Origin of the sequence: Burkholderia sp. L27(2015) (assembly GCF_009765705.1) — a bacterium.
GTDB lineage: Bacteria > Pseudomonadota > Gammaproteobacteria > Burkholderiales > Burkholderiaceae > LMUX01.
On sequence record NZ_LMUX01000004.1, the window covers coordinates 39,890 to 58,389 of the forward strand.

At 60.2% G+C, this 18,500-nt stretch carries 15 protein-coding genes; 9 read left to right on the top strand and 6 right to left on the bottom strand.

The features are described 5' to 3' along the window. Window positions 1-67 precede the first annotated feature (67 nt). Window positions 68-739: a glutathione S-transferase family protein gene (locus GSQ77_RS00595; RefSeq protein ID WP_158897981.1), complete on the bottom strand. Its 672-nt coding sequence runs from the start codon at window positions 737-739 to the stop codon at window positions 68-70. A 244-nt stretch (window positions 740-983) separates the two neighbouring features. Here GSQ77_RS00595 and GSQ77_RS00600 point away from each other — a divergent pair, with 244 nt between their 5' ends. Beyond that, complete coding sequence (locus GSQ77_RS00600; protein WP_158897983.1) at window positions 984-1,850, top strand: SDR family oxidoreductase; 867 nt, start codon at window positions 984-986, stop codon at window positions 1,848-1,850. Window positions 1,851-1,880: 30 nt separating this feature from the next. Here the strand turns inward: GSQ77_RS00600 and GSQ77_RS00605 are convergent, their stop codons facing one another. The 4 genes from GSQ77_RS00605 to GSQ77_RS00620 form a co-directional block, all read right to left on the bottom strand. Then, a complete protein-coding gene (locus GSQ77_RS00605; RefSeq protein WP_158897985.1) occupies window positions 1,881-3,131 on the bottom strand; it encodes a nitrate/nitrite transporter in 1,251 nt (416 codons plus the stop codon). Between the two features lie 56 nt (window positions 3,132-3,187). Further along, window positions 3,188-6,232 (bottom strand): FAD-binding and (Fe-S)-binding domain-containing protein, encoded by a 3,045-nt coding sequence (locus tag GSQ77_RS00610; RefSeq protein ID WP_158897987.1) that lies wholly within the window; start codon window positions 6,230-6,232, stop codon window positions 3,188-3,190. 69 nt (window positions 6,233-6,301) lie between these two features. After that, the gene (locus tag GSQ77_RS00615; protein ID WP_158897989.1) at window positions 6,302-7,066 is read right to left on the bottom strand and encodes a 2-keto-4-pentenoate hydratase; all 765 of its coding nucleotides are present in this window, start codon (window positions 7,064-7,066) and stop codon (window positions 6,302-6,304) included. 135 nt (window positions 7,067-7,201) lie between these two features. Further along, a complete protein-coding gene (locus GSQ77_RS00620; RefSeq protein WP_158897992.1) occupies window positions 7,202-8,419 on the bottom strand; it encodes an alanine--glyoxylate aminotransferase family protein in 1,218 nt (405 codons plus the stop codon). A gap of 189 nt (window positions 8,420-8,608) precedes the next feature. On the opposite strand from GSQ77_RS00620, the gene GSQ77_RS00625 reads away from it, so the two are divergent. From GSQ77_RS00625 to GSQ77_RS00650, 6 genes are all read left to right on the top strand, one after another. Continuing rightward, window positions 8,609-9,310: a GntR family transcriptional regulator gene (locus GSQ77_RS00625; protein ID WP_158897994.1), complete on the top strand. Its 702-nt coding sequence runs from the start codon at window positions 8,609-8,611 to the stop codon at window positions 9,308-9,310. A 71-nt stretch (window positions 9,311-9,381) separates the two neighbouring features. Beyond that, window positions 9,382-9,804, top strand: coding sequence for a hypothetical protein (locus GSQ77_RS00630; RefSeq protein ID WP_158897996.1), 423 nt, complete (start codon window positions 9,382-9,384; stop codon window positions 9,802-9,804). A 73-nt stretch (window positions 9,805-9,877) separates the two neighbouring features. After that, entirely contained in the window at window positions 9,878-10,321 is a 444-nt protein-coding gene (locus tag GSQ77_RS00635; protein ID WP_158897998.1) for a hypothetical protein, read from the top strand. Continuing rightward, window positions 10,321-12,342 (top strand): ATP-binding protein, encoded by a 2,022-nt coding sequence (locus GSQ77_RS00640; RefSeq protein ID WP_158898000.1) that lies wholly within the window; start codon window positions 10,321-10,323, stop codon window positions 12,340-12,342. The genes GSQ77_RS00635 and GSQ77_RS00640 overlap by 1 nt, the downstream gene beginning before the upstream one ends. Next, the gene (locus GSQ77_RS00645) at window positions 12,332-13,696 is read left to right on the top strand and encodes a sigma-54 dependent transcriptional regulator (RefSeq protein WP_158898002.1); all 1,365 of its coding nucleotides are present in this window, start codon (window positions 12,332-12,334) and stop codon (window positions 13,694-13,696) included. The genes GSQ77_RS00640 and GSQ77_RS00645 overlap by 11 nt, the downstream gene beginning before the upstream one ends. A 276-nt stretch (window positions 13,697-13,972) precedes the next feature. Next, the gene (locus GSQ77_RS00650; RefSeq protein ID WP_158898004.1) at window positions 13,973-15,265 is read left to right on the top strand and encodes a dicarboxylate/amino acid:cation symporter; all 1,293 of its coding nucleotides are present in this window, start codon (window positions 13,973-13,975) and stop codon (window positions 15,263-15,265) included. A 66-nt stretch (window positions 15,266-15,331) separates the two neighbouring features. Here the strand turns inward: GSQ77_RS00650 and GSQ77_RS00655 are convergent, their stop codons facing one another. Then, window positions 15,332-16,051: a pirin family protein gene (locus tag GSQ77_RS00655; RefSeq protein WP_158898006.1), complete on the bottom strand. Its 720-nt coding sequence runs from the start codon at window positions 16,049-16,051 to the stop codon at window positions 15,332-15,334. A 168-nt stretch (window positions 16,052-16,219) separates the two neighbouring features. On the opposite strand from GSQ77_RS00655, the gene GSQ77_RS00660 reads away from it, so the two are divergent. Continuing rightward, window positions 16,220-17,104 (top strand): LysR family transcriptional regulator, encoded by an 885-nt coding sequence (locus tag GSQ77_RS00660; protein WP_158898008.1) that lies wholly within the window; start codon window positions 16,220-16,222, stop codon window positions 17,102-17,104. A gap of 229 nt (window positions 17,105-17,333) precedes the next feature. Beyond that, on the top strand, window positions 17,334-18,377 hold the full coding sequence (locus GSQ77_RS00665; protein WP_158898372.1) for a diguanylate cyclase: 1,044 nt from the start codon (window positions 17,334-17,336) through the stop codon (window positions 18,375-18,377). The last annotated feature ends 123 nt before the right edge of the window (window positions 18,378-18,500 follow it).

The window sequence follows — 18,500 nt, forward strand, 5'->3', positions numbered from 1 at the left end:
GCCCGTAGCGCAGTCGCGGCCGCGAGGGCTGCCGCATGAAGAAAGGGGCTGCTGTGGGGCGGCCGCATCAAGAAAGCAAATCGTAAGGGCCGCCGGCCGCCAGCGCGCGTTGATAAGCCGGGCGCGCGTGGATCGTTTGCAGGAATGCCCACAGACGCGGTCGATTTTGCGTGAGACCGCCGCGCACCGCAGCCGCTTCGAGCGGAAAACTCATCTGGATATCGGCGGCGGTGAATTCCGGTCCGGCGAACCAAGCGGCTTTGCCCAATTCGCCCTCGAGATAGTCGAGGTGGGTCTTGATTTGCGGGTCGAGATACGCAGTCTGCACACCTTGCATCAACATGCGCGCAATGGGTTTGATGAAAAACGGCATCGGCGACTGCGGAATTTTTTGAAAAATAAGCTTCATCACCAGCAGCGGCATGCCCGACCCTTCGGCATAGTGCAGCCAGTAGGCATAGCGAATTTCGTCGGGCGAGCCGGGCAGTGGCTGCAGTCTGCCGTGGCCGTAGCGCCGGGCCAGATACTCGATGATCGCGCCCGACTCGGCCAGTGTCAGGTCGCCGTCCGTGATGACCGGTGATTTGCCCAGCGGATGGATCGCCTTGAGTGCCGGCGGTGCGAGCAGCGTCTTCGGGTCGCGCTCGTAACGCTTCACCTGATAAGACAAGCCAAGCTCTTCAAGCATCCACAAAACGCGTTGGGAACGCGAGTTATTAAGGTGATGGACGGTGATCATCGGGTTTTATCCTGGAGGGCGCGGCAAATGGAGTTCGACAATGCGAACCGGGAATCGATCCCCCCGGGGCACTTCACTGTATCGGGAGCGGGTGACGTCGTCACTAAAGCGCTACTCGAAGCGGTGCCCAGGATGTCGCGAGGCCTTACAATCGATGACGTACTGGACAGGGGTATCCGAGGCGGCGCAAGCCACGCGCAGACCTGATGCAAGCGCCGCGGTCGAACAATCAAGGGAATCGAAGATGAATGAGGACGGCAAGAACGTGACAGATGCGGCGCAAGCGACGGCACAGACGGTGGCACAAGGGGCGAGACCAGCGGTGACCCCAGCGCCAACTCACCCAGCGCCCCAAGCCAGGCACGGCAAAGTGGCGCTCGTCACGGGCGCCGGTCGCGGCATTGGACAAGCGACGGCGTTGGCTTTGTTGCGGGACGGTTACCGGGTAGTGCTCAGCGGGCGCAGCGCTGAACCGCTGCAGGTGTTGGCGGAACAAGCGAAAGCCGAGGGCTGGGAGGCATTGGCCGTGCCGACGGATGTTAGCGACGCAGCGAGCGTCGATGCGTTATTCGAGCGCATCCAGTCCACGTACGGGCGCCTCGACGTGCTGTTCAACAACGCCGGTATCGGCGCTGCGGCGGTGCCGATCGATGAACTCACGGTCGAGCAATGGAACGCGGTGGTCGGCACCAACCTCACAGGCGCATTCTTATGCACTCGCGCCGCGTTTCGCTTGATGAAAGCGCAGGCGCCGCGCGGTGGCCGCATTATCAACAACGGTTCGATCTCCGCCTATGCGCCGCGGCCAAACAGCGTGCCCTATACGGCAACCAAACACGGCGTGCTCGGACTGACCCGCGCGTGTTCCCTCGACGGCCGGCATTTCGATATCGCGGTGAGTCAGATCGATATCGGTAACGCCGATACCGAAATGGCCGCACGCATGGCGCGAGGCGTCATGCAGGCCAACGGCGAGGTCGCGGTGGAGCCGCTCATGGACCTCAAACATGTCACGGATGCGGTGTTGTATATCGCCAATTTGCCGCTCAGCGCCAACGTGCTGACGATGAACGTGATGGCCGCGAAAATGCCGTTCGTCGGACGCGGTTGACGGAAGGATCAACGCGGAATCAACGCCGAATCAACGCGGCGACGATGCCGACGGCGGCGGGCATGGATTCGGCCGCGCTTTGGCGGCCGGGTAGAAATAGCAGACCGCGCTAGCGATCTGCACCACCACCAGGATGCTCCATGCGCTCAGATGAGCGATTGCAGGATGATGGCCGTTCACAGGAAGCCAGTGATTCAGCAGCGCGCCCACGCCGGTCTGGAACACGACGACCAGCACGAACATCACCAGCGTGAGGGTGGTGCTGACCCGGCCGAGCAGATGCTGCGGGAAATATTCGGCCATCAATGCATAGGTCAATATGCCGATACTGCCGAACGCACCGTACGCGGCCCATAGCAATGCCGGCGGCAACGGTGCTTGCGCCATGATCAGCAACTGCGTGACGATGAACGCCACCATGCCGACGCCGCAGAAGGTATAGAGCCGCATGCCGATGCGTTCGATGTGACGTGCGATGGCGCCAAAGCCCACACAGCCTCCCATCATGGCCAGACCGAGAATCGACACCATCGACCCGGCGTCGCGGGCGGACAACTGCGACACGTCGCTCAGATAAGGCCCGACCCACAGCGATTGCATCGCGTAGAACACGCCTTGCGTCACGACCGATAACGACGCTACGCGCCAGAATGTGCCGCTGGCCAAGATCTGACCGGTGCCCTTGAACTGCGCCAGCACGCCGCCGTGCTGGTGGGGCTTGGTCACGGCGGGTGCGCCGTACCAGATTGCGATGGCCACCAGCAGGCTCAAGCCGGTCAGCCCGTAACAGATCGTGCGCCAATCGGTTAGCCCCAGCAGCCACGTGAGCGGCGAGCCGACGAAGACACCGCCCAAACCACCGATCGCCATGACCAAACCGTTGACCATCGGCAAACGCTCGACCGGAAAAACCATGGCCAGCGCTTTGATAGCGCCGGCGAAACAGGCAGCAACGCCGACCCCGATCAGCAGGCGACCCAACATCAGGCCCGATAGGCCGTGGGCGTGGCCGAAGAGGAACGAGCCCAGGCCGGTGAGCAACAGCAGCGCCGGAATGACGCGTCGCGCACTGTAGTGATCGAGCAGCACCCCGGCGGGGATCTGGGTCGCCGCGAACGCCACGAAGTAGAGACTGGTCAGTACGCCCAGCCCGGCGGTCGACAGGCCGAGGTCATGGGAGAGGTAGGGCGCGAAACCCAGGTTGACGCCGCGAAACACATACGAGACGAAGTAGCCGCATGCAAATAAGAGCAGTACGCGAAGTTGCGTCCATTTAGACATCGATTGGAATCTTCGGTGATGTGCAGCAACCTATATCAATCGATATAGACAGCAAATTACTGGGTGATCGATAGCGCCGACGCGAGCAGCACGGCAACATGAACTGCGTCGGTCTGAGCCCCGTCGGCGATCTGGTGCCGGCAACTGGTACCGTCCGCCACCACCACCGTATGGTCGTCGATCTCGCGAATGGCAGGCAGCAAAGCCAATTCCGCCATGGCCATCGAAGTCTGATAATGCTCGGCTTCGTAACCGAAGTTGCCCGCCATCCCGCAGCACGACGATTCGATCACCGACACTTCCAGCCCGGGTATCCATTTGAGCACGGTAGGTACGGCGCCCAATGCGTCGAAAGCCTTCTGGTGGCAGTGTCCGTGGATCAATGCCTTGGTTTGCGCGATGGCGCCGAGATCCAGTTGCAACCGGCCCGCTTCGGATTCGCGCACGAGAAATTCCTCGAACAGGAACGCCGATTGCGCCAGCTTGCGCGCAGGTTCGCCGAAACCGTAGTTGAGGAATTCGTCGCGTAAAGTCAGCAGGCAGGAGGGCTCGAGCCCGACAATCGGGATCTGTTGTTCGATAAAAGGCAGCAAACCATCGAGCATGCGCTGCGCTTCTTCCTTGGCTTGTGCGACCAGACCCGCCGAGAGCAGCGTACGCCCGCAGCACAGCGGTCGTTCCCCAGCGCGCGTGTTGAGGTGGACGTGATAGCCGGCCGCTTCGAGCACGCGTTTGGCGGCAGCGGCATTTTCAGGCTCGAAGTAATTGTTGAAGGTGTCGACGAACAGCAGGACTTGTTTGTCACCGCTCGCGAGGTTAGCCCCGGGTTTGGAAGATGAGGTGGCTGATCGCCTTGTCAGGAATGATGGCTTGAAACTGGGCAGCGAGCGTTCCGTCGCAAAACCCATTTGACGCTTGGCCCAGCCGTAAGGCAAGGGCAGCGCCTTGAGCAAATCGACGAGCGGGCTCAAGCGGCTGGCCAACGGCGCGTAACGCGGCATGAACGCCACCAGCCGTTCGCGCAATGTCAGCCCGTGGCTATCTTGCCAGGCGGCGCGGGCTTCAATCTTGATCTTCGCCATATCGACGCCGGTCGGACAATCGCGCTTGCAGCCCTTGCATGAGACGCACAGGTCGAGCGCTTCCTTGACCTCCGGGCTCGCCAGACCCTCACTCCCCAATTGGCCCGAAAGGGCCAGCCGCAGGGTATTGGCACGGCCGCGCGTCACATGCATTTCGTCCTTCGTGACGCGGTAGCTTGGGCACATCGTACCGGCATCGAACTTGCGGCAGTGGCCGTTGTTATTGCACATCTCGACTGCCTTGGCGAGGCCACCGGTGCGGTCGCCGCCCGAGCCCGGTTCGCCTTCGGTGCCGGTCAGTGGCGCGCGCGTGACATTCCAGGCAGACCAATCCAGTCTAGGGGTCAGCGACACCTCGCCATATTTCGCGCCGAAGCGGAAATTGCGCTCGTCGTCCATCTTGGGTGGATTGACGATCTTGTCGGGGTTGAAGCGATTGTCGGGATCGAACAGGTTCTTGATGTCCTTGAACGCCTGATTGAGCCGCGGGCCGTATTGCCACGCCACCCATTCGCCACGGCACAGACCATCGCCATGCTCGCCCGAATACGCGCCTTTGAACTTGCGCACCAACGCTGAGGCTTCCTGGGCGATGGCACGCATTTTTTGTGCGCCGTCGCGGCGCATATCCAGTATCGGTCGCACATGCAGGGTGCCCACGCTGGCATGGGCGTACCACGTGCCTTCGGTGCCGTGACGATGAAACACTTCGGTCAGGCTTGCGGTGTACTCGGCCAGGTGTTCGAGCGGCACCGCGCAGTCTTCGATAAACGAAACGGGCTTGCCGTCGCCCTTCATGCTCATCATGATGTTCAGCCCGGCCTTGCGCACTTCCCAAAGCGCTTTTTGCTGCGCGGCACCGGTCATGCGCACGACCGAGCCGGGCAGACCCAGATCGCCCATCAGCTCATCAAGTTGCGCCAATTTGGCCAATTGCACGGCCGCGTCCGCGCCGGCAAATTCGACCAGCAGGATCGCTTGCGGCGTGCCGACCAGCGCTGCCTCGATCACCGGGCGAAATGCCGGATTGGTAATCGACAGCGCGATCATCGTGTGATCGACCAATTCGACCGCGGTCGGGCCGAGCTTGACGATATGCTGGGTGAGATCCATCGCCTGATGGAAGCTTGCGAAATTCACCACGCCCAGCACTTTGTGGGCAGGCAGCGGCGCAAGCTGCAGCGTGATCTGCCGGCTGAAGGCGAGGGTGCCTTCGGAGCCGACCAGCAAATGCGCAAGATTGGGCATGCCATCCGCGCTGTAGGGCTTGGGATTCTGGCAATCGAACACGTCGATGTTGTAGCCCGCGACGCGCCGCAAGACCTTGGGCACCTGCTCGATAATTTGTGCGGCTTCGCGTTGCGCGATCTGCTTCAGGCTTGCGACCAGAGCTTGCAGGCGCGTATCGGGGGCCATGGCAGCTAGCGTCGTGAAACGCGCTTGGTAACCGTCGGCCAGCACCGCGTCGATGCCGACCACGTTGTGCACCATGTTGCCGTATTCGATCGAGCGCGAACCGCAGGAATTGTTGCCGGTCATGCCGCCTATCGTGCATTGGGCCGCGGTCGACACGTCGACAGGAAACCACAGGCCATGCGGCTTGAGCCACGCGTTCAGATGGTCGAGCACGAGCCCCGGTTCAACCGTCACGGTGCGCGCTTGCGCGTCGAACGCCAGCACCTGATGCAGCCATTTACTCGTGTCGATGACGAGCGCCTCGCCCACCGTTTGCCCGCACTGGCTGGTGCCGGCTCCGCGAGCGAGAACGGGTACGGCGTGATGGCGCGCGATATCGAGCGCGACGATCAGGTCGTCCTGGTCGCGCGGCACGACTACTCCGATCGGCGTGATCTGGTAGATCGAGGCGTCCGTTGCATAGCGGCCGCGCGCGGCGCGATCGAACATCACACCGCCGCGCAACTCGCGCCGCAAGTGTTGCGCCAGCGGCGTGGCCGACGCGCGTCCTGCGTCGACGAAGCGCACCGGTTTAACCAAAGTGTTGGAAGGTTGATTCAGCATGAACGGTGGCTCATCGATCGGTAGGGATGGGTGGGTGGCCGGGTGAGTGGCGGGGGCACGCCGAGCCCATTACACGAGCTGGACTTGCACCGGCGGCAGGCCCGCAATTTCACCGGCCGCGAGGCCGGGTCTGTCCAGAAAGTATGCGCCGGTATAGCTCCCGGTGGTGATCACCAGATCCGGACCCACCGCCAGACCCTGATCGAGACAGTGATTGACCGCCCAACTCAACAAGCGACGCGGATCGCCGGCTGGGTTGACGGGCGCCGAGCCACCGATATCCTGGCCGGCGAAGGTGAAGGTCAGCGGCGGCTGTTCGAAGGGAAAGCGGGGATCGTAGGGCACGAATTCGCCGACGATCAGCGCGCCGTGATTTTGCAGATCCGCCAACTGGCACAGTGCATCGCTGTCGGGCCAGCCGGCTAACCGGCTGCTGACGATCTCTATCGTGGCCGCCATCATGGCTACCGAATCCAGCACCTCCTGCTCGGTATAAGGCGTAGGACGGGGCAGGAATGGTTTGCCAAACCGGAACGCGATTTCGAGCTCAAGCGCGACGACTGGAAAGTCGCGAAGCTGCACATTCTCGGCGCTGGGCTTGAGGCCCGAGTTGGGCAGCAACGCGCCATGAATCGGCCCGGTGGCGGATTTGGAGCCGACCTTGATGCCGCCCAAGCCACGGCCGTCCAGGCGCAGGATTTCACGCTGTACCCGATAGGCTTCGAAGGCGGAACGGGGGTACATGCCCGGTTCGATCGCCGCGGGCGTCGCGCTACGCGCTGCAGCGGCAAGCGTGCTCGCCAGCTGTTCCAGATGAGGTGCCAATACCGGCATATTATTTTCCCGTGCGTCTACTTGGTCGCTTATTCAGCCGCTAGTTCAATCGCTTATTTAACCGTTTATTCGGCCGCCTATTCAACCGATCAATCGGTCACATATCGGCCGCTTATTCAGTCACTTGCTCGTCACTCACCCAGCCGCATGACGCAATTTCGACGGATGCGCGCTCAAATGACGCATCGCTTCCTGGACCCCGCTGCCGCTCAACTTCACCCCCGCCATTTGCAGCCCCATCTCGCAACCAGCCAGTGTCGCCATCAGCGTCAGATCGTTGCAGTCGCCTAGATGTCCGATACGGAACATGCAGCCTTTCACTTTGCCCAAGCCCGTGCCCAGCGACATATCGAAGTGTTCGTAAATCAACTTGCGCACGGCGTCGGCATCGACGCCCGCGGGTGTCATGACGCCGGTCAGGACCGGTGAATAGACCGCTTCGTCGGCGCATTGAATCTCCAGACCCCAACCGCGCACGGCGCTGCGGCAAGCTGCGGCGAGCCGTTGGTGGCGCGCGAATACCTGCTCCAGGCCTTCCGCAAAAATCATATCGAGCGCTTCGGATAGACCGTAGAGCAAGTTGGTGCTCGGCGTGTAGGGCCAGTAACCGGTCTTGTTCATCGACACGATTTCTTCCCAATCCCAGAACGCGCGCGGCAGCGTCGCTTTCTTGCTGGCGTCGATTGCCCGGGGGGAGAGCGCATTGAAGCTGATTCCTGGGGGCAGCATCAACCCTTTTTGCGAACCGGAAATGGCGACGTCCACGCCCCATTCATCATGGCGATAATCGGCCGCGGCAAGCCCCGAAATGGTGTCCACCATGAGTAGCGCCGGATGTTTGACGCTATCGATCGCGCGGCGCACCGCCGCGATATCGGAGGTGACTCCGGTGGAGGTTTCGTTATGGACGACGCACACGGCCTTGATCAGATGCCCTTTGTCCGCGCGCAGACGTTCTTCGATCATCGCGACATCCACGCCATGGCGCCAGCCTTCGACGCCAGGCAGGCCAATGAACTCGGGCTTCAGACCGAGCTTTTCGGCCATTTTTTTCCACAAGGTGGCGAAATGACCGGTTTCGAACATCAACACGGCGTCGCCCGGGCTGAGCGTATTCACCAACGCCGCCTCCCACGCGCCGGTGCCGGACGCCGGGTAGATCACCACAGGATGCTCGGTCTTGAAAATTTTCTTGATGCCGGCCAGCACCTTCAGGCCAAGCTCACCGAATTCCGGCCCGCGATGATCGATCGTCGGATAGCTCATCGCCCGCAAAATTCGGTCCGGTACCGGACTCGGGCCGGGGATTTGCAGGAAGTGACGGCCCGCGGGATGAAAGTCGAGTTTCAGCATCTTGGTATCCTTTTTGAATTTTGCATTCAAAATACTTTAGCCGATAATAGAGGTAGTTGGGAAGTCAAATTTTGCTGGCCGTGGCCGGCAGTACCGCAGGCAGCTTTCAGGCCTGCAAGCGGTGTCTTCGAGCGATATTAAGCCATGAACCGTAAGCTATAATGGCAGCGCGTACCTAAGAGGTTTTGCATGCAAAATACGGCTTTACTGGATATTGATCCGCCGGCGACCGCGTTGCCCAAGTTCGAACGCCAACGTCTGCATGACATGGTCGTCGACCATCTGCGTACCTATATCGTCGAGGGTTTCCTGGTTCCCGGCGCCAAACTCAACGAGCGCGAGCTATGCGAATTGCTCGGTATTTCCCGTACGCCCCTGCGCGAGGCGCTCAAGGTGCTGGCGGCTGAAGGGCTGATCGAGATCACGCCGAACCGCGGTGCCTCGGTGTCACGACTGTCCGAGGCCGATATCCGCGAAACCTTCGAATTGATGAGCGGGCTGGAGGCTTTTTCCGGCGAGTTGGCTTGCGAGCGCATCACGGCAGCCGAAGTGGCCGAAATCAAGGCTTTGCATTTCGCGATGCTGGCCGCGCACGCGCAGTCCGATCTTTCGGGCTATTACAGTCGCAATCAGGCCATCCACGACAAAATCAACGAGGCCGCGCGTAACTCGGTCTTGCGGCAAACTTACTTGTCGTTGAATCGACGCATCCAGGCGTTGCGGTACAAATCCAATTTCCAGATCGGCAAATGGAATCGTGCGGTCCAGGACCACGAAGCCATGATCGAGGCACTCGAAGCTCGGGATGGCAAGCGCCTGGGGGCTGTGTTGCGGCGCCACCTGTTGGACAAGCGCGATACCGTGCTCGGCGATAGTGCCGCTGATCAGTGAGACCGGTACAATCCAGCCTGAGTGGATTTACCACTGAGCTAACCCCTCAGCTAACCAAATAAGGATTGCGCGTGAGCCGAAATAAAACCAACCCCAAGCTTGAACAGGCTCTGACTCGCGGCGCCTTGGCGATACGTCACGCCGATTTCGCGCGGGCGACGGCGTTGCTGCATAGTGTGGGCAAGATGAACGTCGATGCAGCGGCGACCATCGGCATCGAGGCCGATTACGATATTCTCGATGCCGAGAAATTCGCGGAACCGACCGGCGGCTTGTGGCCGCAACATATCCGTATCTCGCTGGACGGCGCCGTTGCCAAAACCGACGAAGAGGAATTGCGCTCGGTGTGGCTGCTGGCCGACTCCCATCCGCCGAAGTTTCGCGTCGAGTGGCAGCGTGCCGACGGTAAGGTGGGGCGTTTCGAAGATGGCCCGCTCGCTGTGGTGGCGTTCATTACCGACGTCGAGATTCCCTGGCTGGACAGTTCCGATTGAGTTTTGCGTACGCGTTGTTTGTGGCCTGAGCGTTACGTTCGCGGCTCCTTCTAACTGTATCTCCGGGTGACCTATGGTTTTGATTCGCGTCTTGACGATCGCTGCGCTGGTTTTGACGATCGGCGCCTGTACCACGAGTTCTCCGGGGCGTGCCGCTGGCAGCACTCCGCAAAGCGGGTTCCAGGCTAACACTCAGCCGATCGAGCAGCGTCTGGCGGGCGATTTTCCGATTCCCCTGGGCGTGAAGATCGATCCCGAGGACAGTCTGGTGCTCGGCAGCGGTTCGACCTGGACCGGGCGGATCATTTTCGCGACCGACAGTTCGGCAAACGACGCCTTCATCTTTTATCGCGATCAACCGAAGAGTTCGGGGTGGTCATTGGTCACCAGCCTGTTTTCGAAGGCTAGCGTGCTGACGTTCACCAAGGGCGCCCGTTCCGCGACGATCCAGATCACTTCGTCGATGTTCGGCAGCACACAGGTCAGTATCGTCGTCGGACCGTTACCGGGCAATTGATGGCCTCGGAGCCTACCGCCGCAGGCGGCGCTTCTGCGCGCAAACCCAGGCTCCTGACGTATCTCTGCGTCTTGCTGCTGATTCCGCTGGGCGTATGGAGCGCTTATCGATATACGGAACGCAGCGGTATCGACACGATCCGTGACGCTGCCGCGCATCGGATCGATATATACGAAAACACACTCACCAGCGAACTGGCCCGCTACACCTATCTGCCTTCGTTGCTCAGCCTTAACCCTGACACCGTGCGCCTGCTTCAGGAGCCTGGCACCGCCGCGCTGACCGACAAGGTCAATCGCTACCTCGCGGCGGTCAATCGGGGCGCCCATTCCAACACGCTGTACATCATGGATCTGCAGGGCAAGACGCTGGCGTCGAGCAACTGGGATCAGCCGATCACTTTCGTCGGCATGAATTTCGCCTACCGGCCTTACTTTCTGGACGCGCTGGCCCAGGGGCACGGCGTGTTCTACGGCTTGGGTACCACGAGCAAGGAGGCCGGCTACTTTTATGCCGAGCGCGTGTATGCGGGCGGCGCGGGCGGAAAGGTGGTCGGGATCGCGACCGTCAAGATCAATCTCGACAAGATCGAGCCGGTGTGGAAGCGTGGCGCGGATACCGTAGTGGCCGCCGATGCGAACGGTGTGATTTTTCTTTCGACCTTCGATCCATGGAAGTACAAGTCCCTGATCGCGTTGTCCAGCGAGGCGCGTGCGAGCATCGCGGCGACCCGTCAATACGATGCGCCTGGCGCGCTCGAAGCGATTGGTCTGGTCGAACAGAATCGAATCAATGCCGGCACGGCCGTCGAGCGGTTTGCGTCATACGTCGACTTGCGGCGCAGTATTCCGGCCTTGCTGGGGCCGCGGTTTCTTGCGGTCAGCCGGCCGGTGTCGGGCACCGACTGGAAGATCGTCACGCTTTCCAATATCAAGCCGGCGGAGAGCGCCGCGCTGAACGTGGCAGTGGGCACGGGGCTGGGGTTGGCGTTCGTTACGGTGTTTGTCCTGTTCGTGTTGCAGCGTCGGCGTATCATCGCGCAGGAGCTCGCGACCAAATCCGCTTTGCGTCGGTTGAACGATGAGCTCGAAAGAAAGGTGTCGCGACGTACCGATGCATTGAGCCACGCCAACAAGAGCCTGAAGGTCGAGATCGCCGAACGGAAAAACACCGAGGCCGTTCTGAAGTCGACGCTGCAGGAATTGATGCAGGCGGGCAAGATGGCAGCGCTGGGGCAAATGTCTGCGAGCATTACCCATGAGCTCAATCAACCGCTGGCCGCGTTGCGCACGCTTTCGGACAACGCGCTGATTTTTATCCAGCGCGGGCAAGTGCCCGGTGCCCAGAAAAATCTCGAGGTAATCTGCGATCTCACTGAGCGCATGGGTAAAATCACCCGTCAGCTCAAACGTTTTGCGCGCAAATCACCGGCTTTTTTGGAGCCGGTTTCATTGCATGCTGCGCTGGCCAATGCGCTGTTTTTGCTGGATGCGCGCTTGCGGCGCAGCGAAGTGCGGCTGGTGCTGCCGGTGCGTACGGAACCCGACGTTGAGGTGTATGGGTGGGCCGAGGCGACTCGGCTCGAACAAGTGCTGGTCAACCTGATCGCCAACGCGTTGGATGCGATGACGATGACGGCGGGGGCACAAGCGCAGGCACGGGCAATCTCGGCGTCTGGATCGGAATCGGGATCGGGATCGATGCCCGCCACGGCGGTATCGGCAGCGCGGGACTATGCAGCGGGCGAATTGACGATTTCGATCGCGCGTGACGCCGACGATGTCTCTATCAGCGTGCACGACAGCGGCCCCGGCCTCACCGATGAAGCGCTCGCGCATTTGTTCGAACCATTCTTTACGACCAAGGATCAAGGCGAAGGCCTGGGCTTGGGGCTGACTATTTCGTTGAGCATCGTCCAGGAGTTCGGCGGCGCGCTGAGCGCGCACAACCGGGCCGAGGGCGGCGCCGAGTTCATTATCAGATTGAGAGCGGCTACGCCGCGAGAGCCGGATGCAAGATAAGCTGACCATATTGTTCATTGAAGACGATGCGGCCGTACGGCTGGGCAGCGTGCAGGCGTTCGAGATTGGCGGCCTGGAGGTGCGGGCGTTCGAGCGCGCGGAGCCTGCGCTCAAGCTGATCGAGCGGGGCTTTCCCGGTATCGTCGTGAGCGATATCCGCCTGCCCGGCATGGATGGCATGGCGCTGCTGGAACAGGCAAAAGCGATCGACCCGACGCTGCCCGTCATTCTCGTGAGCGGCCATGGCGACATCGCAATGGCCGTCGATGCGATGCGGCGCGGTGCCTATGACTTCATCGAAAAGCCGTTTTCTTCCGAGCAATTGGTCGATGTTGCGCGGCGTGCGCTGGAAAAGCGCCAGCTAACGCTGGAAGTGCAGGCGCTGCGGCAGACCTTGCAGCAACGTGATCAGATCGAAGCCAAGATTCTCGGTCGATCGAGCGCAATCGAGCGGCTGCGGCGCATGATACTCGAGCTGGCCGGCGCGGACGCCAATGTGCTGGTGCTGGGAGAAACCGGTACAGGCAAAGAGCTGGTTGCGCGCTCGCTGCACGACTACGGCCCGCGCAAGGCACATCCCTTTGCCGCTATCAACTGCGCGGGCATTCCCGAGTTGCTGTTCGAAAGCGAAGTGTTCGGGCACGAAGCGGGCGCTTTCACCGGCGCGATCAAACGCCGTATCGGCAAAATAGAATACGCGCAGCGCGGCACCTTGTTTCTCGACGAGATCGAGACCATGCAGATGTCCTTGCAGGCGAAGTTGTTGCGCTTGCTACAGGAGCGCACGTTCGAACGCATCGGATCCAACGAACTGCTGGAGATGGATTGCCGGATTGTCGCCGGCACCAAGGCGAACCTGCTCGAACTCTCGCAGCAAAAGCACTTCCGCGACGATCTGTACTATCGGCTCGGCGTCATCATTCTGGAAATCCCGCCATTGAGGGAGCGCCGCGAAGATATCCCGCTGTTGTTCGAGCATTTCGTCCTGCATGCGGCGGCGGCCTACAATCGGCCGGTGCCGGACATTTCCTCCGAGCAGATGCGCGATCTGATGGCGCGCTCGTGGCCAGGCAACGTGCGTGAGCTGCGCAACGTGGCCGAGCGCTTTGCGCTGGGCATGTTGACGCGTGTTGATGAGCCGGCGGCGGGCCGCGGCGAAGGCGAAGCGGGCCAACCAGGTGCGCGGCGCTCGCTGGACGAACAACTCAACGGCTTCGAGCGCTACCTGATCGAAGAGGCCTTGCGCGGTAGCGCCGGGCGCGCTGCGACCGCCAGCGAACAACTCGGCATTCCCAAGAAGACTCTCTACGACAAGATGCGCCGACTCGGTATCAGTACCGAAGAATTCAAATAAAGCGCTGCGGTCGCGTCGCCCCGCCCCGGTTGCGTAGGCAGCGTGCATGAGCGGGTTCGCATAAGTTGGTTTGCGTAACGTTCTCCAGCCAGCGCACGCGCCGAAAGTCTGTCTTTCCGCACAGCGTGTCCCGCATGCATGCGCTTATCCCATATAGATCAGTCGCTTAGCAGGCGTGCCCGAATGGCACGGCCCTTGCGTTAATTTGACCCACAAAAACAAAAAGACCGAGCGGATCTCGCCGCTCAAGTTCAACTATTTCAATCAGGAGACACCGTGAAAAAACCCTTCTATCGGATTTTGTACGTCCAAGTGCTGATCGCGATCGCGCTTGGAATCTTGCTCGGGCACTTCTACCCGAGCCTGGGCATCGACATGAAGCCGCTCGGCGATGGCTTTATCAAGCTGATACGCATGCTGATCGGGCCCATCATCTTCTGTACGGTGGTCACCGGCATTGCAGGCATGCAGGACTTGACCAAGGTCGGGCGTGTGGGCGGCAAGGCACTGCTGTACTTCGAAGTCATGTCGACCGTCGCGCTGGTGATCGGTTTGCTTGCCGCGCACTTGCTGCGCCCCGGCACCGGCTTCAACATCGACCCGGCCAGCCTGGACGCCAAGAGCATCGCCACGTACGCCACCCAGGCCAAAGGCCAGAGCACGGTGGACTTCGTGTTGCACATCATCCCGGACACGATGATCGATGCCTTCGCCAAGGGCGATATCTTGCAGATTCTGTTTGGCGCGCTGCTGTTCGGCGCAGCGCTGTCGATGATCGGCCCGAAAGCCCAGATCGTGACGGACTTTATCGGCCAGATTTCGAAGATATTCTTTCGCATGGTGCATATCGTTACCAAGGTCGCCCCGATCGGCGCGTTTGGCGCGATGGCTTTCACCATAGGCAAATACGGGATCGTCTCGCTGTTTCCGCTGCTCAAGCTGATCGGTTGCTTCTATCTGACCGCGGTGGTGTTCGTGGTGGTCGGGCTGGGGATCGTCGCGCGCCTGACGGGCTTTAGCATCCTGCGTTTTGTTTCCTACATCAAGGAAGAGCTTGCGATCGTGCTCGGCACCAGTTCCTCGGAGGCGGCGCTGCCGCAACTGATGGAGAAAATGGAGAAGTTGGGTTGCTCGCGCTCGGTGGTGGGGCTGGTGATACCGACGGGCTACTCGTTCAACCTGGACGGCACCAACATCTACATGACGATGGCGGTGATATTCATTGCACAAGCGCTTAACATCGATCTCACGTGGGGCCAGGAAGCGGCCATTCTGGCCGTGGCGATGCTGACTTCGAAGGGTGCCAGCGGTGTGACCGGTTCGGGCTTTATCACGTTGGCGGCGACGCTGGCGGTGGTGCCTAGCTTGCCGGTCACGGGCATGGTGCTGATTCTGGGTATCGACCGCTTCATGAGCGAGTGCCGTGCGCTGACCAATATCGTGGGTAACGGTGTGGCGTGCGTGGTGGTGTCGGCGTGGGAGCGCGAACTCGATCGCAAGAAGTTGGGGCAGGTGCTCAGCGGGGCACCGGTGATTGATACTGACGCAGACGCAGGGGTCGCGGCTTAATAAGCCATCAAGGGTGCGGAATACTCCCCGCACCTTTGCAAGCTTTCACTGCAACATGCCGCTGGTTCAGAAGTCAGGCAATTCGTTCGGACGCAGATCGAATACCAGCACTTCGGCGTGTTCGCCCTTGGCAAACGTGAGCGCACGCTCGTCGCGTACTCGCACGCCATCGCCAGCGCTCAACGCTACGCCGTTCATCTCGACGCTACCGCTTGCAACGTGCACATAGGCGTAGCGGTCTTGCGCCACATCGAACGTAGCGCTCTGGCCCGCGTCGAAAAGCCCGGCGTAAACACTCGCGTCCTGATGCACGCCCAGCGAGCCATCCCGACCGTCGGGAGAAATGATCCGCCGGAACACACCGCTCTTTTCGGCCGCCGTGAAATTCAACTGCTGGTACCGGGGCGCTGCGCCTTTAAGCTGCGGCACGATCCAGATTTGCAGGAAGTGCACAGGCTCGCTCTTCGAATGGTTGTATTCGCTGTGAGCCACGCCGGTGCCTGCACTCATCATCTGGACATCGCCGGGGCGGATCACGGATCCCGTTCCCATCGTGTCCTTATGCTCCAAAGCGCCTTCGAGGACATAGGAAAAAATCTCCATGTCGCGGTGCGGATGGGTGCCGAACCCTTTGCCCGGTGCCACGCGGTCGTCGTTGATCACCAGCAGATCTGAAAAACCCTGCTGCTGCGGGTCGCGATAGTGACCGAACGAAAACGTGTGACGCGAGCTCAGCCAGCCATGCTCGGCGACGCCGCGGGTGTTTGCTTTGCGAACTTCAATCATGATGAACTCCGGGAAACTGGGTTTGAGCCCGGGCGCCGCGTTAGGGTGGCGCTGGACCGATGAAGCAAGTTTAGTGTCATATTATTGATTGATAAAGATCGATTCTGGCGTAATACTGTCACCTAGTATGTGACAATTCAGCACAATGCTGTTTTTCAAGGGCGCCCGATGAATCAATTCGAAGACATGCGGATTTTCGCCACCACCGTCGAGGCGCAGAGCTTCACGGCGGCGGCCGACAAGCTGGGATTGTCCAAGCAATTCGTCAGCCGGCGGGTGATGGCCCTGGAAGGGCGGCTAGGTGTGCGCTTATTGGTCAGAACCACCCGTAAGCTCACAGTGACGGAACTGGGCCGAGCTTATTTCGAGCGTATCCAAAAGATCCTCGCGGAGGTGGCTGAAACCGAGGAGGCGATTTCCAGTCAGAACGCGGGCCCCCGAGGCAGCTTGCGCATTAGCGCACCGATGTCGTTCGGCACGCTGCACCTGGGTCCGGTTATTCCAAAGTTTCTCCAGCGTTATCCCGACGTATCGATCGAGCTGGAACTCAACGATCGCACCGTCGATTTGGTGGGAGAGGGCTATGACATGGCAATGCGTATTGGGGTGTTGAGCGATTCCTCCCTGATCGCGCGGCGCATTACCCCCTTTAATCTGGTGGCATGTTGCGCGCCTGACTATTTGCGGCGGCGTGGCACGCCTGTCACGCCGAACGACTTAAAAGAGCATGAATGCCTGTTGTATGGCCACGCAAAAACCGTTGAATGGCAGTTCAAAATCAATGGTCGCACACGTGGGATTCCTGTAACCGGGCGATTGCGCGTCAATAATGGCGAATTAGTACGGGACGCGGCGCTGGCAGGATTAGGCATTGCCGTTCTACCGACATTTATCGTGGGCGAAGCTTTAAAGCGAGGCGAGCTTGTCACAATCCTGGATGACTATCTGTCTGCCGACGGCGGCGTCTATGCGATTTATCCGCAACATCGCCAGAGTTCAACTGCGTTGCGCGTTTTTGTCGATTTTCTTTATGAAACTTTCGCAAAATCTTGAGTTTCGCAAATGACATCAAAAATAAACATGGCAAAACGCGCGGTATCTGCTTAAATTAACGCCAACGGTGATATTTTAAATATTACCAATGTGGAAGAGCGGCGCTTATTCAGCGTCGACTCGACGCCGAATAAGCGCCCACCAGGTTCGCTCGGCTCCGTACCATTTTTAGCGTCACGTCAGGATTTTAATTTTGGGACACAACGTTTCCCTTCATGTACCCGAACACTTGCCCGGTAAGGGGAAAAGGTTTGTTAGGCGCCTTTACAAACTGCGGGTTGTCGGTTTGGGCGCGGGGTCGTTGTGCGTGGTCTCGGCGCTATGGTTTTTGCCCCATGTCTCGCCAGCCATCTGGGCACTGGTCGTCCTGCACGGTTTTATCTGGCCGCATCTGGCTTGCTATCTAGGGCTACGCAATCGCTATCCGTACCGGTTCGAGCGCTTCTGCATCATGGTCGATTCTTGCTTCGGTGGCTTTTGGACGATCGCGATGCAGTTCAACGTGCTGTCTTGCACGGTGATGTTGGCGATGATGAGTATGGACAATATGGCCGCCGGCGGTTCGCGTTTGTTTTTTCGCGGGCTGGCGTCACAGTTGCTGGGAGCGTTGATCGGCATTGCGGTATTGGGCCTGCAGTTTCAGTTTCAGCCGCGCATGGAGACGATACTCGCCTGCTTGCCGTTCATGGCTCTGTATCCACTCGTGCTGGGCAGCACCACTTACCGTCTGGCCAGGCAACTGTCGACGCGTTCGGCCGAGCTCGAGCGCTTAAGCCGCATCGACGGGCTGACCGGTTTGTTCAACCGGCCTTATTGGGAGACTTGCCTGGTCGAGACGTTTGCCGATTGCCGCGCGAAGGGGCAGTCCTCTTGCTTGGCGCTGCTCGATCTGGATCACTTCAAAAGTGTCAACGATAGTTACGGGCATGCCAGCGGTGATCTTGCGCTACAGGTTTTCGCGCAGCTGCTGCGCAAAGAACTACGTGCCACCGACATCATCGGGCGTTACGGCGGCGAAGAGTTCGTCGTGATTTTGGTGGATACTCCGCTCGCCGAGGCGGTGCTGGTGATTGAACGGCTCACCGGGGCGATCCGACGCATGGCCTCGCAACTCGACAGCATGTGCCCATGCACTGCCAGCATTGGACTGGTCGGTTATCGACCGGAGCTGGAAAGCTATCAGATGTGGCTCAAGGAAGTTGACCAGGCGATGTATCGGGCAAAAACCGGTGGCCGCGACCGGATCGAGGTCGACGCGCTGCGTGCGGCTTGACGAACCGTGATTCTGCGCAGTGCCTCTCGCTGTGCTTCTGTACATCAGCAACGTCCTGGCCGCCGCGGGACTGTTGCTCGATCTCCCACATCAGCAATGATTGTCCGAATACCAGGGCTGCGG

What these genes read in the sequence shown, in the direction of transcription:
- GSQ77_RS00660 (WP_158898008.1), top strand. Translation starts at nt 16,220, where the DNA reads ATGAATCAATTCGAAGACATGCGGATTTTCGCCACCACCGTCGAGGCG.
- GSQ77_RS00625 (WP_158897994.1), top strand. Translation starts at nt 8,609, where the DNA reads ATGCAAAATACGGCTTTACTGGATATTGATCCGCCGGCGACCGCGTTG.
- GSQ77_RS00605 (WP_158897985.1), bottom strand. Translation starts at nt 3,131, where the DNA reads ATGTCTAAATGGACGCAACTTCGCGTACTGCTCTTATTTGCATGCGGC.
- GSQ77_RS00595 (WP_158897981.1), bottom strand. Translation starts at nt 739, where the DNA reads ATGATCACCGTCCATCACCTTAATAACTCGCGTTCCCAACGCGTTTTG.
- GSQ77_RS00635 (WP_158897998.1), top strand. Translation starts at nt 9,878, where the DNA reads ATGGTTTTGATTCGCGTCTTGACGATCGCTGCGCTGGTTTTGACGATC.
- GSQ77_RS00620 (WP_158897992.1), bottom strand. Translation starts at nt 8,419, where the DNA reads ATGCTGAAACTCGACTTTCATCCCGCGGGCCGTCACTTCCTGCAAATC.
- GSQ77_RS00615 (WP_158897989.1), bottom strand. Translation starts at nt 7,066, where the DNA reads ATGCCGGTATTGGCACCTCATCTGGAACAGCTGGCGAGCACGCTTGCC.
- GSQ77_RS00655 (WP_158898006.1), bottom strand. Translation starts at nt 16,051, where the DNA reads ATGATTGAAGTTCGCAAAGCAAACACCCGCGGCGTCGCCGAGCATGGC.
- GSQ77_RS00645 (WP_158898002.1), top strand. Translation starts at nt 12,332, where the DNA reads ATGCAAGATAAGCTGACCATATTGTTCATTGAAGACGATGCGGCCGTA.
- GSQ77_RS00640 (WP_158898000.1), top strand. Translation starts at nt 10,321, where the DNA reads ATGGCCTCGGAGCCTACCGCCGCAGGCGGCGCTTCTGCGCGCAAACCC.
- GSQ77_RS00610 (WP_158897987.1), bottom strand. Translation starts at nt 6,232, where the DNA reads ATGCTGAATCAACCTTCCAACACTTTGGTTAAACCGGTGCGCTTCGTC.
- GSQ77_RS00600 (WP_158897983.1), top strand. Translation starts at nt 984, where the DNA reads ATGAATGAGGACGGCAAGAACGTGACAGATGCGGCGCAAGCGACGGCA.